At 71.5% G+C, this 14,829-nt stretch carries 8 protein-coding genes, 1 tRNA gene and 5 pseudogenes; 4 read left to right on the top strand and 10 right to left on the bottom strand.

Annotated features, from left to right (window positions below; translation table 11 throughout):
* Positions 1 to 251 precede the first annotated feature (251 nt).
* The 3 genes from JM949_RS08745 to JM949_RS08735 form a co-directional block, all read right to left on the bottom strand.
* Positions 252 to 1,232, bottom strand: a complete 981-nt coding sequence (locus JM949_RS08745) for a ribose-phosphate diphosphokinase (RefSeq protein WP_030329105.1) — start codon at positions 1,230 to 1,232, stop codon at positions 252 to 254.
* A 58-nt stretch (positions 1,233 to 1,290) separates the two neighbouring features.
* Positions 1,291 to 2,850 carry a bifunctional UDP-N-acetylglucosamine diphosphorylase/glucosamine-1-phosphate N-acetyltransferase GlmU gene (glmU, locus tag JM949_RS08740; RefSeq protein ID WP_203147928.1) on the bottom strand — a complete coding sequence of 520 codons (1,560 nt, stop codon included), beginning with the start codon at positions 2,848 to 2,850 and terminating at the stop codon, positions 1,291 to 1,293.
* Positions 2,851 to 2,960: 110 nt separating this feature from the next.
* Positions 2,961 to 3,032 (bottom strand) — tRNA-Gln (locus JM949_RS08735).
* Positions 3,033 to 3,344: 312 nt separating this feature from the next.
* Between JM949_RS08735 and JM949_RS08730 the strand changes: the two genes are divergently transcribed.
* Both JM949_RS08730 and JM949_RS08725 read left to right on the top strand, forming a co-directional pair.
* Positions 3,345 to 4,310, top strand: a complete 966-nt coding sequence (locus tag JM949_RS08730) for an acyl-CoA desaturase (RefSeq protein WP_203147927.1) — start codon at positions 3,345 to 3,347, stop codon at positions 4,308 to 4,310.
* Between the two features lie 222 nt (positions 4,311 to 4,532).
* Positions 4,533 to 5,230 (top strand): annotated as a pseudogene (locus JM949_RS08725) (TetR family transcriptional regulator).
* A 6-nt stretch (positions 5,231 to 5,236) separates the two neighbouring features.
* Here JM949_RS08725 and JM949_RS08720 read toward each other — a convergent pair.
* The 6 genes and pseudogenes from JM949_RS08720 to JM949_RS08695 form a co-directional block, all read right to left on the bottom strand.
* Complete coding sequence (locus JM949_RS08720) at positions 5,237 to 5,713, bottom strand: DUF4383 domain-containing protein (protein ID WP_203147926.1); 477 nt, start codon at positions 5,711 to 5,713, stop codon at positions 5,237 to 5,239.
* Between the two features lie 202 nt (positions 5,714 to 5,915).
* Positions 5,916 to 6,370 (bottom strand): annotated as a pseudogene (locus JM949_RS08715) (DUF4383 domain-containing protein).
* Between the two features lie 101 nt (positions 6,371 to 6,471).
* Positions 6,472 to 8,275 (bottom strand): annotated as a pseudogene (locus JM949_RS08710) (ABC-F family ATP-binding cassette domain-containing protein).
* Positions 8,276 to 8,407: 132 nt separating this feature from the next.
* A pseudogene (locus JM949_RS08705) lies at positions 8,408 to 9,357 on the bottom strand (4-(cytidine 5'-diphospho)-2-C-methyl-D-erythritol kinase).
* An 86-nt stretch (positions 9,358 to 9,443) separates the two neighbouring features.
* Complete coding sequence (gene rsmA, locus JM949_RS08700; RefSeq protein WP_203147925.1) at positions 9,444 to 10,313, bottom strand: 16S rRNA (adenine(1518)-N(6)/adenine(1519)-N(6))-dimethyltransferase RsmA; 870 nt, start codon at positions 10,311 to 10,313, stop codon at positions 9,444 to 9,446.
* Between the two features lie 46 nt (positions 10,314 to 10,359).
* Positions 10,360 to 11,259, bottom strand: coding sequence for a TatD family hydrolase (locus JM949_RS08695; RefSeq protein WP_203147924.1), 900 nt, complete (start codon positions 11,257 to 11,259; stop codon positions 10,360 to 10,362).
* 110 nt (positions 11,260 to 11,369) lie between these two features.
* On the opposite strand from JM949_RS08695, the gene JM949_RS08690 reads away from it, so the two are divergent.
* Positions 11,370 to 12,617 (top strand): hypothetical protein, encoded by a 1,248-nt coding sequence (locus JM949_RS08690; RefSeq protein WP_203147923.1) that lies wholly within the window; start codon positions 11,370 to 11,372, stop codon positions 12,615 to 12,617.
* Positions 12,618 to 12,660: 43 nt separating this feature from the next.
* Here the strand turns inward: JM949_RS08690 and metG are convergent, their stop codons facing one another.
* Entirely contained in the window at positions 12,661 to 14,463 is a 1,803-nt protein-coding gene (gene metG / locus JM949_RS08685; RefSeq protein ID WP_203147922.1) for a methionine--tRNA ligase, read from the bottom strand.
* Between the two features lie 158 nt (positions 14,464 to 14,621).
* On the opposite strand from metG, the pseudogene JM949_RS36675 reads away from it, so the two are divergent.
* A pseudogene (locus JM949_RS36675) lies at positions 14,622 to 14,829 on the top strand (hypothetical protein); the annotation flags it as partial.

Here is a 14,829-nt window from a genome sequence, read left to right as displayed (position 1 = left end):
GAACGACTGCCCGGAGCACCGCGTCGATGACGGTGCCTCCGTGCGGCGCTTTTCAGCGGCCCGCCGGGCACCCTCGCCGTGGCAACCGCACCAGTCTACCCGAGCTGTTTCCAGCGTTTCCGGCAGTCCCCGGTCACGGCTCGGGACCGGCGCGTCGGTGTGGTTCGCCGCCAGCGCGCCGGCCTCGTTTCGACCAGTTTGTCAGGCCCCGCCCGCACCGGAACGCGAGTGCCGGAAACGGGGCGCGCGGCTCAGCTCAGGCCGCCGAAGAGGGTGGTCACCGAACCGTCGTCGAAGACCTCCCGGATCGCCCGCGCCAGCAGCGGCGCGATCGACAACACGGTCAGCTTGTCCAACTGCTTCTCCGGCGGCAGCGGCAACGTGTTGGTCACCACGATCTCGCTGATCGAGCTGTTCTTCAGCCGCTCGGTCGCCGGGTCGGACAGCAGCGCGTGGGTGGACGCGACCACGATCTCCGCCGCACCCGACTCCTTGAGGATGTCGGCGGCCTTGGCGATCGTGCCACCGGTGTCGATCATGTCGTCGACGATCAGGCAGACCCGACCCTCGACCTCACCGACGACCCGGTTCGCCACGACCTGGTTCGGCTTCATCGGGTCCCGGGTCTTGTGGATGAACGCCAGCGGGCAGCCACCCAACCGGTCGGTCCACCGCTCGGCCACCCGCACCCGGCCCGAGTCCGGCGCCACCACGGTCATCGGCCGGCCGGCGTACTTGTGCTCGACGTACTCGGCCAGGATGTCCATCGCGAAGAGGTGGTCCACCGGGCCGTCGAAGAAGCCCTGGATCTGCGCGGTGTGCAGGTCGACGGTGAGGATGCGGTTCGCGCCGGCGGTCTTCAACAGGTCCGCCACCAGGCGGGCCGAGATCGGCTCCCGACCGCGGTGCTTCTTGTCCTGCCGCGCGTACGGGTAGAACGGCAGCACCACGGTGATCCGCTTGGCCGACCCCCGCTTCAGCGCGTCCACCATGATCAGGGTCTCCATGACCCAGGTGTTCACCCCGTGCGTGACGGACTGCACCACGAAGGCGTCCGAACCGCGCACGGAGTCCTTGAACCGTACGAAGATCTCGCCGTTGGCGAACTCGTACGCGTCGGCCGGGGTCGGCGCTACGCCGAGCACCTCACCGATCTCCTTGGCCAACTCCGGAAAGCCACGTCCGGAAAAGAGCATCAGGCTTTTGCGGTTTTCGGCGACGATGCTGCCCATGGGCCCGTCTGCTCCCGTTTTGTCGGCGGTACCCGACCCGGTGGTGGTGGGTCAGGGACTATTCGGTTGCAGTATCTCCCGTGCCGGATGCACCGCCCACCGTCTCGGCCACCCCGTGGATTGCCTCACTGTCGCTTGCGGTACCGGCCCCCTCCGACGCACCCTTCGCGTCGCCAGTTCGCTGCGCGCCCTCCGCGTCCCGGGCCCGCTGGGCCGCCTCCGCCGCGGCCGTACCGGCGCGCCGCTTCACCACCCAGCCCTCGATGTTGCGCTGACGTGCCCGGGCGACGCCCATCGCGCCCGCCGGCACGTCGTCGACGATGACCGAGCCGGCGGCCGTGTACGCCCCGTCGCCCACCTCGACCGGCGCCACGAACATGTTGTCCGCCCCGGTCCGCGCGTGGCTGCCGATCACCGTGCGGTGCTTGTTGACCCCGTCGTAGTTCACGAAGACCGAGGCGGCGCCGATGTTGGTCTGCTCGCCGATCGTCGCGTCGCCGACGTACGTCAGGTGCGGCACCTTCGAACCGGTGCCGATCTGCGAGTTCTTCACCTCGACGAACGTGCCGACCTTCGCCTTCTCGCCCAACCGCGCCGCCGGCCGCAGGTACGCGTACGGCCCGACGCTGGCGCCCTCGCCGACCTCGGCCCCGACCGCGTGGCTACGGACCACCGAGGCGCCGGGGCCGACGATGGTGTCGACGAGCGTCACGTCCGGGCCGACCAACGCTCCCGCGCCGACCACCGTGCCGCCGCGCAGCTGGGTGTTCTGGTCGACCACCGCGTCGCGGTCGAGCGCCACCGTCACGTCGATCCAGGTGGTCGCGGGGTCGAGCAGGCTCACCCCGGTACGCATCCAGGCCTCGTTGACCCGGTCGCGCAGCAGCCGGCGCAGAATCGCCAGCTCCACCCGGTCGTTGCAGCCCAATGTCTCGACGTGGTCCACGGCCACGTGCACGGCGACCGGTTCGCCGGCCGAGCGGAGTAGGCCGAAGACGTCGGTCAGGTACTCCTCGCCCTGGTCGTTGTCGGTGGAGAGCTTGCCGAGGGACTCGCGCAGCCGGACCGCGTCGAACGCGTAGATGCCCGCGTTGATCTCGCGGATCGCGCGCTGCGTCGGGTCGGCGTCGCGCTCCTCGACGATCTGCTCCAGCCGGCCGTCGGCGTCCCGGACGATCCGCCCGAGGCCGGTCGGATCGGGCACCTCGGCGGCCAGCACGGTGGCCGCCGCGGCGGCCTCCTCGTGCGCGGTCACCAGCGCGCCCACCGTCTCCGGGCGTAGCAGTGGCACGTCCCCGTTGATCACCACGACGGTGCCCGCGCCGTCCGGCACGGCCTCCAGTGCGATCCGCACAGCGTGCCCGGTGCCGAGTTGCTCGGCCTGGAGCACGGGGGTGGCGGTCGGGGCGACCTCGGAGAGGTGCGCGCGCACCTGGTCGGCGCCGTGCCCCACCACGACGACGGTACGGTCCGCGCCCAGCGGGGCGGCGGCGCTCAGCACGTGGCCGAGCAGCGTCCGACCGAGCAGGGGGTGCAGCACCTTGGGCAGTGTCGACTTCATCCGCTTGCCCTCACCGGCGGCGAGCACGACGACGGTACGGAGGTGGGACTGGGGCACGACGTGGCTCCCGTCGGGACGGCGGACACTCTCGCGGCCATGCTAACCGCGAGGCCCGGCACGTTCCCCTCTTACCCCCACCGGAACCTAAAACGGACGTAGGTGGGCAGCTCGGCCGCCAGGGTTCGAACCTGAAATACGGGTACCAAAGACCCGGGTGTTGCCAATTACACCACGGCCGATCAGCGACGCGAGCACGTCGCACGAGGGATGGACATCCCGCCGCTACACCTTAGCGCCCCGAGCGCCGGACGCCATCGCTCATCCCGCCCACCCGTCGCCGACCCGGGCCCCCGGCACCCCTCGGTGGGCCACCCGCAGGGCTCGACCGGCGGCGAGTCGAGCCCCCGCACCCGTCCCCGGTAAACCTTGCTGACCTGCGGGTTCGAGCCGCCAAGCGAGGTTTTTTCCAAACTTCCCCGTGCGATCTACGGTGCCGTAAGTTACGGTGACGTAGGCGTAACTTCGTCGCTTCCATCCCCCTGCGAGGTCCCATGTCCACTGCCCTGCTCGATCCCAACACCGCCACCCCCGGCCCCAAACCACTCACCGACGGCAGCCAGTCCTCCGGAATCCTGGCCGCCCTCTGGGCATTCGTGGTGATCCCCTTCGTCGCCCTGCTGGTCGCCGTCCCGGTGGCCTGGGGTGGCTGGCTGGGCTGGACCGACGTGATCATCGGCTTGGTCTGGTACGTCGTATCCGGGCTCGGCATCACGGTCGGCTTCCACCGCTACTTCACGCACGGCTCCTTCAAGGCCAAGCGGTGGCTGCGGGTGACCCTGGCGGTCGCGGGTTCGCTGGCCGTGCAGGGCGAGATCATCCAGTGGGTCGCCGACCACCGGCGGCACCACGCGTTCTCCGATCTGGAGGGTGACCCGCACTCCCCGTGGCGCTTCGGCACCAGCTTCTGGGCGTTGACCCGGGGGCTGTTCCACGCACACGTGGGCTGGCTGTTCCGCCGGGAACTGTCCAACCGCGAGCGTTTCGCACCGGACCTCATCGCCGACCGTGACATCAGCCGCGTCGACCGCCTCTTCCCCGCACTGGTGGCCATCTCACTGCTCGGCCCGGCAGTGATCGGCGGCCTGGTGACCTGGTCCTGGCAGGGCGCGCTGACCGCCTTCTTCTGGGCCGGGCTGGTCCGGATCGGTCTGCTGCACCACGTCACCTGGGCGATCAACTCGGTCTGTCACGTCTACGGCGAGCGTCCGTTCGCGATGCGCCAGGGCGACCGCGCGTCGAACTTCTGGCCGCTGGCGATCCTGTCGTTCGGCGAGAGCTGGCACAACCTGCACCACGCCGACCCGACCAGTGCCCGGCACGGCGTGCTGCGCGGCCAGGTGGACATCTCCGCCCGGGTGATCTGGCTGTTCGAGAAGATGGGCGCGGCGACTCAGGTGCGCTGGCCCAAGCCGGAGCGCCTCGCCGCCAAGCTGGTGAAGCCGGTCGCACCCCGCTAAACCGGGCGGTGCCGGGGGAGGCCGCCTGGCAGGATGACCGGATGGCCGAGCCACGCGGGGGACCGGACGGCTCGGCGGATGGGGAGCCGAGCCTGATCCGGGCACGGTCGAACGGCCCGGCGGGGCGGTCGGACCGTCCGCCAGTGAGGCGACGACGTGAACGGGCACAGCGGAGGCACCATTCCACGGCAGGGCGTCACCGAGCGCCAGCAAGGCGGCGACATGCCCCAGGTCAACGAGGGTGACAGCGCGGGCGTCGGGGCCCGACGGGCGACACCGCCGACCCCGAAAGCCAAGCCTGCCACCTCCCGGGTCCGGATGTCAGCGGCCCAACGACGCGAGCAGTTGATCGCGACGGGCCGGCAACTCTTCGCCGAACGCGGTTTCGACGCCACCTCCATCGAGGAGGTGCGTCCCGCGCAAAGGTCTCCAAGCCGGTCGTGTACGAGCACTTCGGCGGCAAGGAAGGGCTCTACGCGGTGGTGGTGGACCGGGAGGTCCGCGCCCTGCTGGACCGGATCACCACGGCGTTGACCGCCGGGCACCCCCGTGAGCTGCTGGAACAGGCCGCGCTGGCGCTGCTCGGCTACATCGAAGAGGAGACCAGCGGTTTCCGGGTGCTGGTCCGCGAGTCACCGCTGATGTCCGGCACGGCCAACTTCAGCAGCGTGATGAACGACGTGGCGCACCAGGTCGAGCACATCCTGGGCGCCGAGTTCAACAGCCGTGGGTACGATCCGAAGCTCGCCGAGTTGTACTCGCAGGCGCTTGTCGGGATGGTGGCACTGACCGGCCGCTGGTGGCTGGAGGTGCGCAAGCCGCGCAAGGAGACGGTGGCGGCGCACCTGGTCAACCTGGCCTGGAACGGGTTGTCGCATCTGGAGGCCAAACCGACGCTGATCACCGCGCGACGCCGCTGACGCCGGTCAACGGCGGTGCACGTCGGCCACCGGGTGTCTGCGGCGCTCCCGCTCCGCCTCGGCCCGCTCCGGCGGGCCGACCTTGTCGTACAGGCCGGTGCCCAGCAGGATCAGACCGAACAGCATCGACACCACCACTGTCGACATCGAGAAGTTGAGGAAGTTCGCCTCGGTCTGCAGCACGGACATCATCAGGATGCTTGTCACCAGGAACACCGCGCCGGCGGTGAGGTTCATGTAGTGGCCGAGGTTGGTGCGCCGCGAAGCCCCGATGATCAGGACGATTCCGAAGACCACCGAGGCGAGCGAGAAGGCCAGGTTGGTCCGCAGCCCGAGGGCCCAGGTGCTGCTCCGGGCGAAGAGCGGGTCGCCGATCGTCTCGGCGACGCCCCAGACGCCAAAGACCAGGATGTAGACGCCGATCAGCCCGGAGAGAAGCCGGTAGAGCGGCCGTGCCGGATGATTGACCGGAAAGTGCGGCATAACCAGACCCCCTGATTGACCAATTCAGGAGATTGTCACCCCGGGCAGCGCCAACTGTCCGAAGAACCACGAAGCCGAAAGGGTCCGCCGAAGGCTGGACCAAGTCAGGTTTTCGCCGGAGCCCGAGCTGCGCAGGGATCAAGCCTGACCGCCCGGAGCAGCTCGGGCTCCGGCGAAAACCCCCGGCCGCGACCCAAAGGATTCAGAGAACGAGACGAGCCTTCTGGAACGCCTCCGCCTCATCGTCCGTGCCGACCTTGCCGTACATGCCGACCACGAGCAGCACCAGGCTGACCGACAGCACCACGATCACCGTGGTGATGCTGAAGTTGAAGATGTTGGCGTCGGTCCGGATGAACGCGAGACCACCCAGGCCGATCACCATCAGCGAGTACGCCAGCCACTGGTTGATCGCCACGTCGATGTTGCGGCCGAGCGCGGTGCCGACCAGCACGACGAGCCCGAGCAGCACGCTGAGCAGCGAGAAGCCGAGGTTGGTGCCCTGACCGAGGACCCGGGTGTCGTCCTGCGCGAGGATCTCGTTGCCGGCGCTCGTGACGATGCCGAGCACACCGAAGACGACCAGGTACAGACCGGTCAGCCCGCCGATCGCCCGGTAGATCGGCGCGCGGGGTGGTTGACGGGGGTGTGGGCCATGTCTGTGTCTCCAACGCCGTGGGGTGAGGTGTCGCCGACGATTGTCTCGCATGTGGCGGTGTGACGCCGCACACGGTCCCGGGTCGGCGCGCCCGGACCGTTCAGCTCTCCGGCAAGTCCTCGGCGAGGGTCATCCAGCTCTCCTCGATCTGCTCCCGCTCGGCGCGCAGATCCTTGAGCTGGGCGTCCAACTCGGCGACCCGGGCATAGTCGGTGGCGTCCGCCGCGAGCTGATCGAGCAACGTGGTCTCGCGCTGGTCGAGCTTGCCGAGCTGCCGCTCCAGCCGGCTCAGTTCCTTGCGGGCCTGCCGGACCTCGGCGGCGGACATGCCACCGGTGCCCGGGCTGGCGGGCGCGCTGCTCGGGCTGGCGCCACCCCGGGAGGCGCGGCCGCTCCGCGGTCCGCGCCAGGTACTCGTCCACCCCGCCCGGCAGGTGCACCAGCCGGCCGTCACCGAACATCCCGTACGCGGTGTCGGTGACCCGCTCGATCAGGTAGCGGTCGTGGCTGGCCACGATGATCGTGCCGGGCCACGAATCGAGCAGGTCCTCCAACGCGGCGAGAGTGTCGGTGTCCAGGTCGTTGGTGGGCTCGTCGAAGAGCAGCACGTTGGGCTCTCCCGCGAGCAGGCGCAGCATCTGCAACCGGCGGCGTTCCCCACCGGAGAGGTCGCTGACCGGGGTCCAGAGCCGGCGGTCGTCGAAGCCGAACACCTCGGCGAGCTGGGACGCGGAGACCTCCCGGTCACCGAGCTGCACCCGGCGGGCGACCTCCTCGACGGCTTCGAGCACGCGCAGGTGCCCGGGCAACTCGGCGAGCTCCTGGGACAGGAACGCGGGCCGCACTGTGGAGCCGGTGCCGAGACGGCCACCGTCGGGGCGGGTGATGCCGGCGAGCATCCGCAGCAACGTGGTCTTGCCGGCGCCGTTGGCACCGAGGATGGCGATCCGGTCGCCGGGACCGACCAGCCAGGTGACGTCGCGCAGGATCTCCTTCGGCCCGGCGTGCAGCTCGACGTTCTCCAGCTCGTACACCTGCTTGCCGAGCCGGGAGACGGCCATGCGCTGCAACGACATGGTGTCCCGCGCCGGCGGTACGTCGGCGATCAGCGCGTTGGCGGCGTCGATGCGGAACTGCGGCTTGGAGGTCCGGGCCGGCGGCCCACGGCGCAGCCAGGCGATCTCCTTGCGGAGCAGGTTCTGCCGGCGGGCCTCGGTGGCGGCGGCGACGCGCTCGCGCTCGGCGCGGGCGAGGATCCAGGCGGCGAAGCCACCCTCGTAGGCGCGGACGGTCTGGTCGGCGACCTCCCAGGTGGTGGTGCAGACCGCGTCCAGGAACCACCGGTCGTGGGTGACCACGGCCAGGGCGCCCTTGCGGCCGACCAGGTGCCGGGCCAGCCAGTCGACACCGCCGACGTCCAGGTGGTTGGTGGGCTCGTCGAGGATGAGCAGGTCGGAGTCGCGGACGAGCAGCGCGGCGAGCGCCACCCGGCGTCGTTCGCCACCGGACATCGGGCCGACCGGCTGGTCGAGACCGAGGTGCGGCATGCCGAGGCCGTCGAGGATGGCGCGCACCCCGGCGTCGCCGGCCCACTCGTGCTCGGCGCCCATGCCCTCGGCGAGCCAGGCGGTGCCGAGCACCACGTCCCGGACGGTGGCGTCGGGGGCGAGGGTGAGCTGCTGCGGCAGCCAGAGCACGCGCAGGTCGCGACGGTGGGTCACCCGGCCGTCGTCGGGATCCTCCTGCTTGGTGAGCAGCCGCAGCAGGGTGGACTTCCCGGCGCCGTTGAGGCCGACCACGCCGATCCGGTCGGCGTCGTCCAGGCCGAGCGAGACGTCCGTGAGCAGCCGCCCAGCGGCGCCGTAGCCCTTGGACACCCGGTCCAGATTGACGATGTTCGCCACATTCCACCCTTCATGATCAAGGCGTCCCGGTGCCGGCGGGCACCTCGGGACGCCTGACCCAAGGGTACGCGGACGCCTCAGCCGTCCGCGCCGCCCGTCGGCAGGGGCGCGGTGGACCGACCGGACGTGCGGTCAGCCGATCCGGGCACCGGCGACCGGACCGTGCGCCACCCGCGCCTCCCGGCACACGCCCGCAGCGGTCAACTCGGCGGCGATCCGCTCCGCGTCGGCCGCGCTGGCGGCGAGAAACACGCAGGTCGGCCCGAGCCGGAGACGATGCCGGTGAGCGCGCCGGCCGCCTCGCCGGCCTTGAGGGTGTCAGCCAGCGCCGGGCGCATGGTCAGCGCGGCATCCTGGAGGTCGTTGCCGAGGGTACGGGCGAGCACCCGGGGGTCGCGCTGACGCAACGCCCCCAGCAGGGCATCGGTGCTGCCCAGCGGTGCGCCGGCGGCACCCGAGTCGCGGAGCCGATCCAGCTCCCGGTACGCGGCCGGCGTGGAGAGGCCGGCGTCGGCGATCGCCACCACCCAGTGCCACGAGGTGGGGCGGGCCAGCACCGGACTGATCGCCTCGCCCCGGCCGGTGCCCAGCGCGGTGCCCCCGTAGATCAGGAAGGGCACGTCGGAGCCGAGGTCGGCGGCGATCCCGGCCAGCTCGTCGCGGGAGAGCCCGGTGCCCCAGAGCGCGTCACAGGCCACCAACGCGGCGGCCGCGTCGGCGCTGCCGCCGGCCAGCCCACCGGCGAGGGGGATCTGCTTACGCAGGTGCAGTCGCGCGTGCGGCAGCACGCCCGCGTAACCGGCGAGGGCGTGCGCCGCGCGGATCACCAGGTTGCTGTCGTCCAGGGCCAGCTCGCCGGTGCCCTCACCCTCCATGGTCAGGGCGAGGGTGTCGCCCCGGCGGGCGGTCAGCTCGTCGTAGATCGAGATGGCGTGGTAGATCGTGTTCAGCTCGTGGAATCCGTCGCGGCGCAGCGGACCCACCCCGAGGTGCAGGTTGACCTTCGCCGGCACCCGGACCTTCACCGGCCCGGCGGCGCCGCGTCGCTCGTCCTCGTCGTCCGGTCGCCAAGCCTCGGTCACGGGGTGACATCCGGCAGGTGCAGGCGGATGTCGAACGGCTTGGCCACGATCAGCTCCTCAACGTCCTCGGCGGGCACGGCGTCAGCCTACTTCGCGGCCGGCGTACCGACCGGAGCCGACGCGGCGATGGCGGCGAACTGCGCCACGGTCAGCGACTCCCCCCGGGCGCCCGGGTCGACGCCGGCGGCGGTGAGCGCCTCGGCGGCCCGGTCCGCGCCACCAGCCCAGCCGGCCAGCGCGGCGCGCAGCGTCTTGCGGCGCTGCGCGAACGCCGCGTCCACCACCGCGAAGACCCGTTCCCGGGACACGTCGTCCCGGGGCGGCTTCCGGCGGCTGAAGGAGACCAGACCGGAGTCGACGTTCGGCACCGGCCAGAACACGTTCGGGGGCACCCGCCCAGCGCCCCGGGCCTGGGCGTACCAGGCGAGCTTGACCGACGGGATGCCGTACACCTTCGAGCCGGGACCGGCGACGAGCCGGTCGGCGACCTCCTTCTGCACCATCACCAGGCCGTGTCGCAGGGTGGGCAGCACGGCGAGCAGGTGCAGCACCACCGGCACTGCCACGTTGTAGGGCAGGTTCGCCACCAGCGCGGTCGGCGGCGGGTCGGCCAACGTGGCGGCGTCGATGCGCAGGGCGTCGGCGGGATGCACGGTGAGCCGGCCGGTGTCGGCCCCGGCGTGCCGCGCGACGGTCTCGGGCAGCGCCCCGGCGAGCACCGGGTCGATCTCCACGGCGTGCACGTGCCCGGCGACCGGCAACAGCCCCAGGGTCAACGAGCCGAGTCCGGGACCCACCTCCACTGCCACGTCGTCGGGGGTCAGACCGGCGGCGGTGACGATCCGGCGCACGGTGTTCGGGTCGTGCACGAAGTTCTGGCCCAGCTTCTTGGTGGGCGCGACGCCCAGCCGGGCGGCGAGTTCCCGGATCTCCGCCGGGCCGAGGAGACCGGTCATGCCTGGCAGCGTAGCGACGGGGTCGGCGCCGACCGTCGGGCCGGGCTCACCACGGCCCGAAGACCCGGTCGCCGGTGGTGGAGATGGCCGCGCACAACTCGTCCAGGTCACTGCCGGTGGTCGCGGCGAGCGCGCGGACGGTGAGCGGGATCAGGTACGAGGCGTTCGGCCGGCCCCGGTGCGGCATCGGGGTGAGGTACGGGGCGTCGGTCTCCACCAGCAGCTGGTCCACCGGGGTCAGCGCGGCGGCCTCGCGCAGCGGCGCGGCGCTGCCGAAGGTCACCGTGCCGGCGAAGCTCAACAGGTAGCCCCGGCGGACGCACTCCCGGGCGAAGTCGGCGTCACCGGAGAAGCAGTGCAACACCACCCGGTCGGGAGCGCCCTCGTCGTCGAGGATCCGCAGCACGTCGGCGTGCGCGTCCCGGTCGTGGATGACAAGCGTCTTGTCGTACCGCTTGGCGATGGCGATGTGCGCCCGGAAACTCTCCTCCTGCGCGGCCCGCCCCTCGTCGCCGGTCCGGAAGAAGTCCATACCGGTCTCGCCAATGCCCCGGACCCGGTCCCGCGCGGCGAGTGACTCGATCTCCCGCAGCGCCTCGTCGAGGTCGGTCAGCCGGGGTGCCTCGTTGGGGTGCAGCGCCACGGTGGCCAGCACGGCCGGGTACTTGTCGGCGGTGTCCGCGCCCCACCGCGAGGAGGCGACGTCCACCCCCACCTGAACCAGCCGGTCCACGCCGACCCCGGTGGCCAACGCGATCGCCGCGGCAACCGGGTCGTCGGCCGGCCCGCCGCCGGGCACACCGGCCTCGCTGACCGTGATGTCCAGGTGGGTGTGGCTGTCCAGCACCGGGCGGGGCAGCGACTCGGGGGCGGGCGGAAACTCTCCGGCCCGTCGCGCAACCCGCTCTCGGCGGGACTCAGTGGGCTCGCTCATCAGCGACAGCATCACACACCGGGCCTGTCCATCTGCCCGCCACCCGACGTTCACCTCGACTACGCCGCGCGACTCTACCGTCGCCGGTGAGCGAGCTCGCTGAGGACACGGGAGGTGACGGTATGAGCGTCACCCCCCGGGTCGGCGGGACCGAGGACGAACGGACCGGGCTGCGGGTGGCGTTCGCTGGCGGCGTCTACCCCGCCGAGGAGATCGCCCGCGGCGCCGCGTACGAGCTGTTCAGCGCGGACGAGGTGAACGGCTTCGAGTGGGCGCCCCGCCCCGGTGGCGCCCTGCCGTGGCGCCGGTTCGTGCACGTCACCGAGGTGACCGCCGTGCACGGGGCGACGGAACCGGCCGACGAGCCGGAGACGCCGCTGATGATGCCGGCGCACCGCGAACGGGGTTGGGCGTACCTGCACCAGCTCAGCCAGCAACCGGCGGCGGCCAGTGACCCGGTGCTGGCGATGGCGCGCGGATCGGCGGTGGTCCGGCGGGGCACCCGGATGATGAAGGTGCTCTCGGCCCAGCAGCTCTCCGGGTACGTGCGGGGTTGGCTGCCGCACGGCTTCTGCTACCGGGAACACGATGTGGCACATCTGCGGACGCCCGCGGCGACGACAGTGTTGCGCACCGACGGGGAGGTCGGCCGGGACGGTTCGGACGTGGCGTACGCGCTGCGCTGGCGCGCCTCCGATCCGGGTGACTACGACGTGCCGGCGGGCGAGGCCCACCGGGGTCTGACCGCACTGGCATCCCGGGACCGGCTCGGCGCGCCGGTGCTGGGCACGGGTTTCGTGCCCAGCAACCGTCAGCTCATCCCGGAGTTCGTCACCCGGGACTTCGCCGACCTGCCGATGCCGGCGAACGCCACCCTGGTCGCCTACCCGGCGCAGGGGGTCGAGGTGGTGCTCTACACCTACCAGGCCGAGCAGCGCGGGTGGTTACGGATGGTGGGCCCGCAGTGGCGGCACCTGCTGGCCGGGGTGCCGGGTCTCTCGCCGGACCAGGAGTACGTGCCGAACGGCGACGCGCCGCGCTCCACCCAACTGGTCGGGATGTACGGCGACAACGAGTACGAGGCGGTGGCCGACCTGCCCGGCGGGTTCCGGGTGCTGGCGATGACCCGGGCCGCCCGCTACCCGGTGGACGCGGTGGCCCGCCGGCTCCGGTTCGCCCAGTGGCGGGGGGTGCCGTGCCTGGTACTGCGGGAGGAGGCCGGGTGGCTGCGGATCCGGCTGCGTTACCCGAACCCGGACACGGTGGCCGCGACCGGTGCGCAGTGCCAGGAACGGGGCGTCTACGAGGCCTGGGCGCCGGCCGCCGAGGTGACCAACGACCAGGTGATGGACACCCGGTACGTGATGTGACGGCGCGCGGCGGCCGGAGGTCCAATCGCCGCGCGCCGGGCGATCAGTCCGCCAGTCGGGCCAGCTCCTCGTCGACGATCGACGGGTCGAGCTTGCGGAACACCGGCTTCGGCGCGGCCAGCGGCCGGTCCGCCTCGATCGGCACCGACTCCCAACGCGCGCCGACGGTGTAGTCGCCGGTGAGCACCGGGTACGCCGGGCCGCCGTCGAGGTCGTCGACCTGCTCGATGACCGGCATCGGCGCGTGCACACCGGTGCCGCCGAGCAGTTCGTGCACCTGCTGCGCGGAGTGCGGCAGGAACGGGGTGAGCAGCGTGTTGGCGTCGCTGATCACCTGGAGGGCGACGTGCAGGATGGTGCCCATCCGGGGCTTGTCCGCCTCGCCCTTGAGCTTCCACGGCGCCTGCTCGGAGAGGTACCTGTTGGCCTCGGCGACCACCTTCATGGCCTCGCCGATCGCCTGCTTCTGCCGGTGCCGGCCGATCAGGTCGCCGACCGTGCCGAACCCGGCGCGGGCCACCGCGAGCAGGGCCTCGTCGGCCTCGGTGAGCCCGGCCGGGTCGACCGGCGGGATCGCCCCGAAGTTCTTCGCCGCCATCGAGACGCACCGGTTGACCAGGTTGCCCCAGCCGGCGACCAGCTCGTCGTTGTTGCGGCGGAGGAATTCGGCCCAGGTGAAGTCGGTGTCGTTGCTCTCCGGGCCGGCGGCGGCGATGAAGTACCGCAGCGCGTCGGCGTCGTAGCGCTCCAGGAAGTCGCGGACGTAGATGACCACCTTGCGGGACGAGGAGAACTTGCGCCCTTCCATGGTCAGGTACTCGCTGGAGACCACCTCGGTGGGCAGGTTGAGCCGACCCAGCTCGCCCGGCTCACCGTCGCGGGAGCCCTCGCCGGAGTAGCCGGAGAGCAGCGCCGGCCAGATCACCGAGTGGAAGACGATGTTGTCCTTGCCCATGAAGTAGTAGGACTGGGCGTCCTTACCCGCACCGTCGGCGGACCACCACCTCCGCCACGCGTCGGGGTCGCCGGAGCGGCGGGCCCACTCGATCGAGGCGGACAGGTAGCCGATCACCGCGTCGAACCAGACGTAGATCCGCTTGTCCGGCCGGTCGCGCCAGCCGTCCAGCGGGATCGGCACGCCCCACTCCAGGTCGCGGGTGATCGCCCGGGGCTGGAGGTCGTCGAGCAGGTTGCGGGAGAACCGCAGCACGTTGGGCCGCCATCCCTCCCGGGTGTCCAGCCACTGCCGCAGCACCTCGGCCAGGGCGGGCAGGTCCAGGAAGAAGTGCTCGGTCTCGACGAACTTCGGGGTCTCCCCGTTGATCCGCGACTTCGGGTTGATCAGGTCGATCGGGTCGAGCTGGTTGCCGCAGTTGTCGCACTGGTCGCCACGGGCGCTGTCGTACCCGCAGATCGGGCAGGTGCCCTCGATGTAGCGGTCGGGCAGGGTGCGCCCGGTGGATGGGGAGATCGCGCCCATGGTGGTCTTCGGCACGATGTAGCCGTTGCGGTACATCCCCTCGAACAGCTCCTGCACCACCGCGTAGTGGTTGCGGGTGGTGGTGCGGGTGAACAGGTCGTAGGAGAGGCCTAGGCCGTGCAGGTCCTCGACGATCACCCTGTTGTACCGGTCGGCCAGCTCGCGCGGGGTCACCCCGTCGGCGTCGGCCTGCACCTGGATCGGGGTGCCGTGCTCGTCGGTGCCGGAGACCATGAGCACGTCGTGGCCGGCCATCCGCATGTACCGGGCGAAGACGTCGGAGGGAACGCCGAAACCGGAGACGTGGCCGATGTGGCGGGGGCCGTTGGCGTACGGCCAGGCCACTGCCGCGAGAACGTGACTCATGAGCAGCAAGCCTAGTGACCCGTCCGGGGCGTCCGCGAACCAATGGGGGGTGCCGGGCCGGCGGACCGGACCGACCACCCCGGCCATTGGTCCGATTTGTCGTCGACACGCGGCTCAGCTGCCCGTTCCAGCTCCCGGACCGGTGTGCAATGAACGTCGTGACGGGCAGACGAACGGCGCGGGACCACGACGACCGTCCCACCGGACCGGCGATCGACGACGATCCGGGTCCCGACGCCGCCGCGCCCCGCAGCAGCGGGGTGGCACCGCAGCCCCGACTGGTGCCCAGCGCCGACCCGGGCGAGCAGCGCCCCACACCGGCCGGGAGGTCCGCGACGCCGGCCCGGCCACGCCGGCCGCGCCGTC

The sequence above is a fragment of the Micromonospora tarensis genome, from assembly GCF_016803395.1.
GTDB lineage: Bacteria > Actinomycetota > Actinomycetes > Mycobacteriales > Micromonosporaceae > Micromonospora > Micromonospora tarensis.
The sequence above is the reverse complement of the archived record's forward strand: the minus strand, read 5'-3'. Positions and strand labels throughout refer to the sequence as shown.

Bases quoted from the DNA above. Each gene is read 5' to 3' on its own strand.
- JM949_RS08745 (WP_030329105.1), bottom strand. From the start codon at position 1,232: ATGGGCAGCATCGTCGCCGAAAACCGCAAAAGCCTGATGCTCTTTTCC.
- JM949_RS08730 (WP_203147927.1), top strand. From the start codon at position 3,345: ATGTCCACTGCCCTGCTCGATCCCAACACCGCCACCCCCGGCCCCAAA.
- JM949_RS08720 (WP_203147926.1), bottom strand. From the start codon at position 5,713: ATGCCGCACTTTCCGGTCAATCATCCGGCACGGCCGCTCTACCGGCTT.
- rsmA (WP_203147925.1), bottom strand. From the start codon at position 10,313: ATGACCGGTCTCCTCGGCCCGGCGGAGATCCGGGAACTCGCCGCCCGG.
- JM949_RS08695 (WP_203147924.1), bottom strand. From the start codon at position 11,259: ATGCTGTCGCTGATGAGCGAGCCCACTGAGTCCCGCCGAGAGCGGGTT.
- JM949_RS08690 (WP_203147923.1), top strand. From the start codon at position 11,370: ATGAGCGTCACCCCCCGGGTCGGCGGGACCGAGGACGAACGGACCGGG.
- metG (WP_203147922.1), bottom strand. From the start codon at position 14,463: ATGAGTCACGTTCTCGCGGCAGTGGCCTGGCCGTACGCCAACGGCCCC.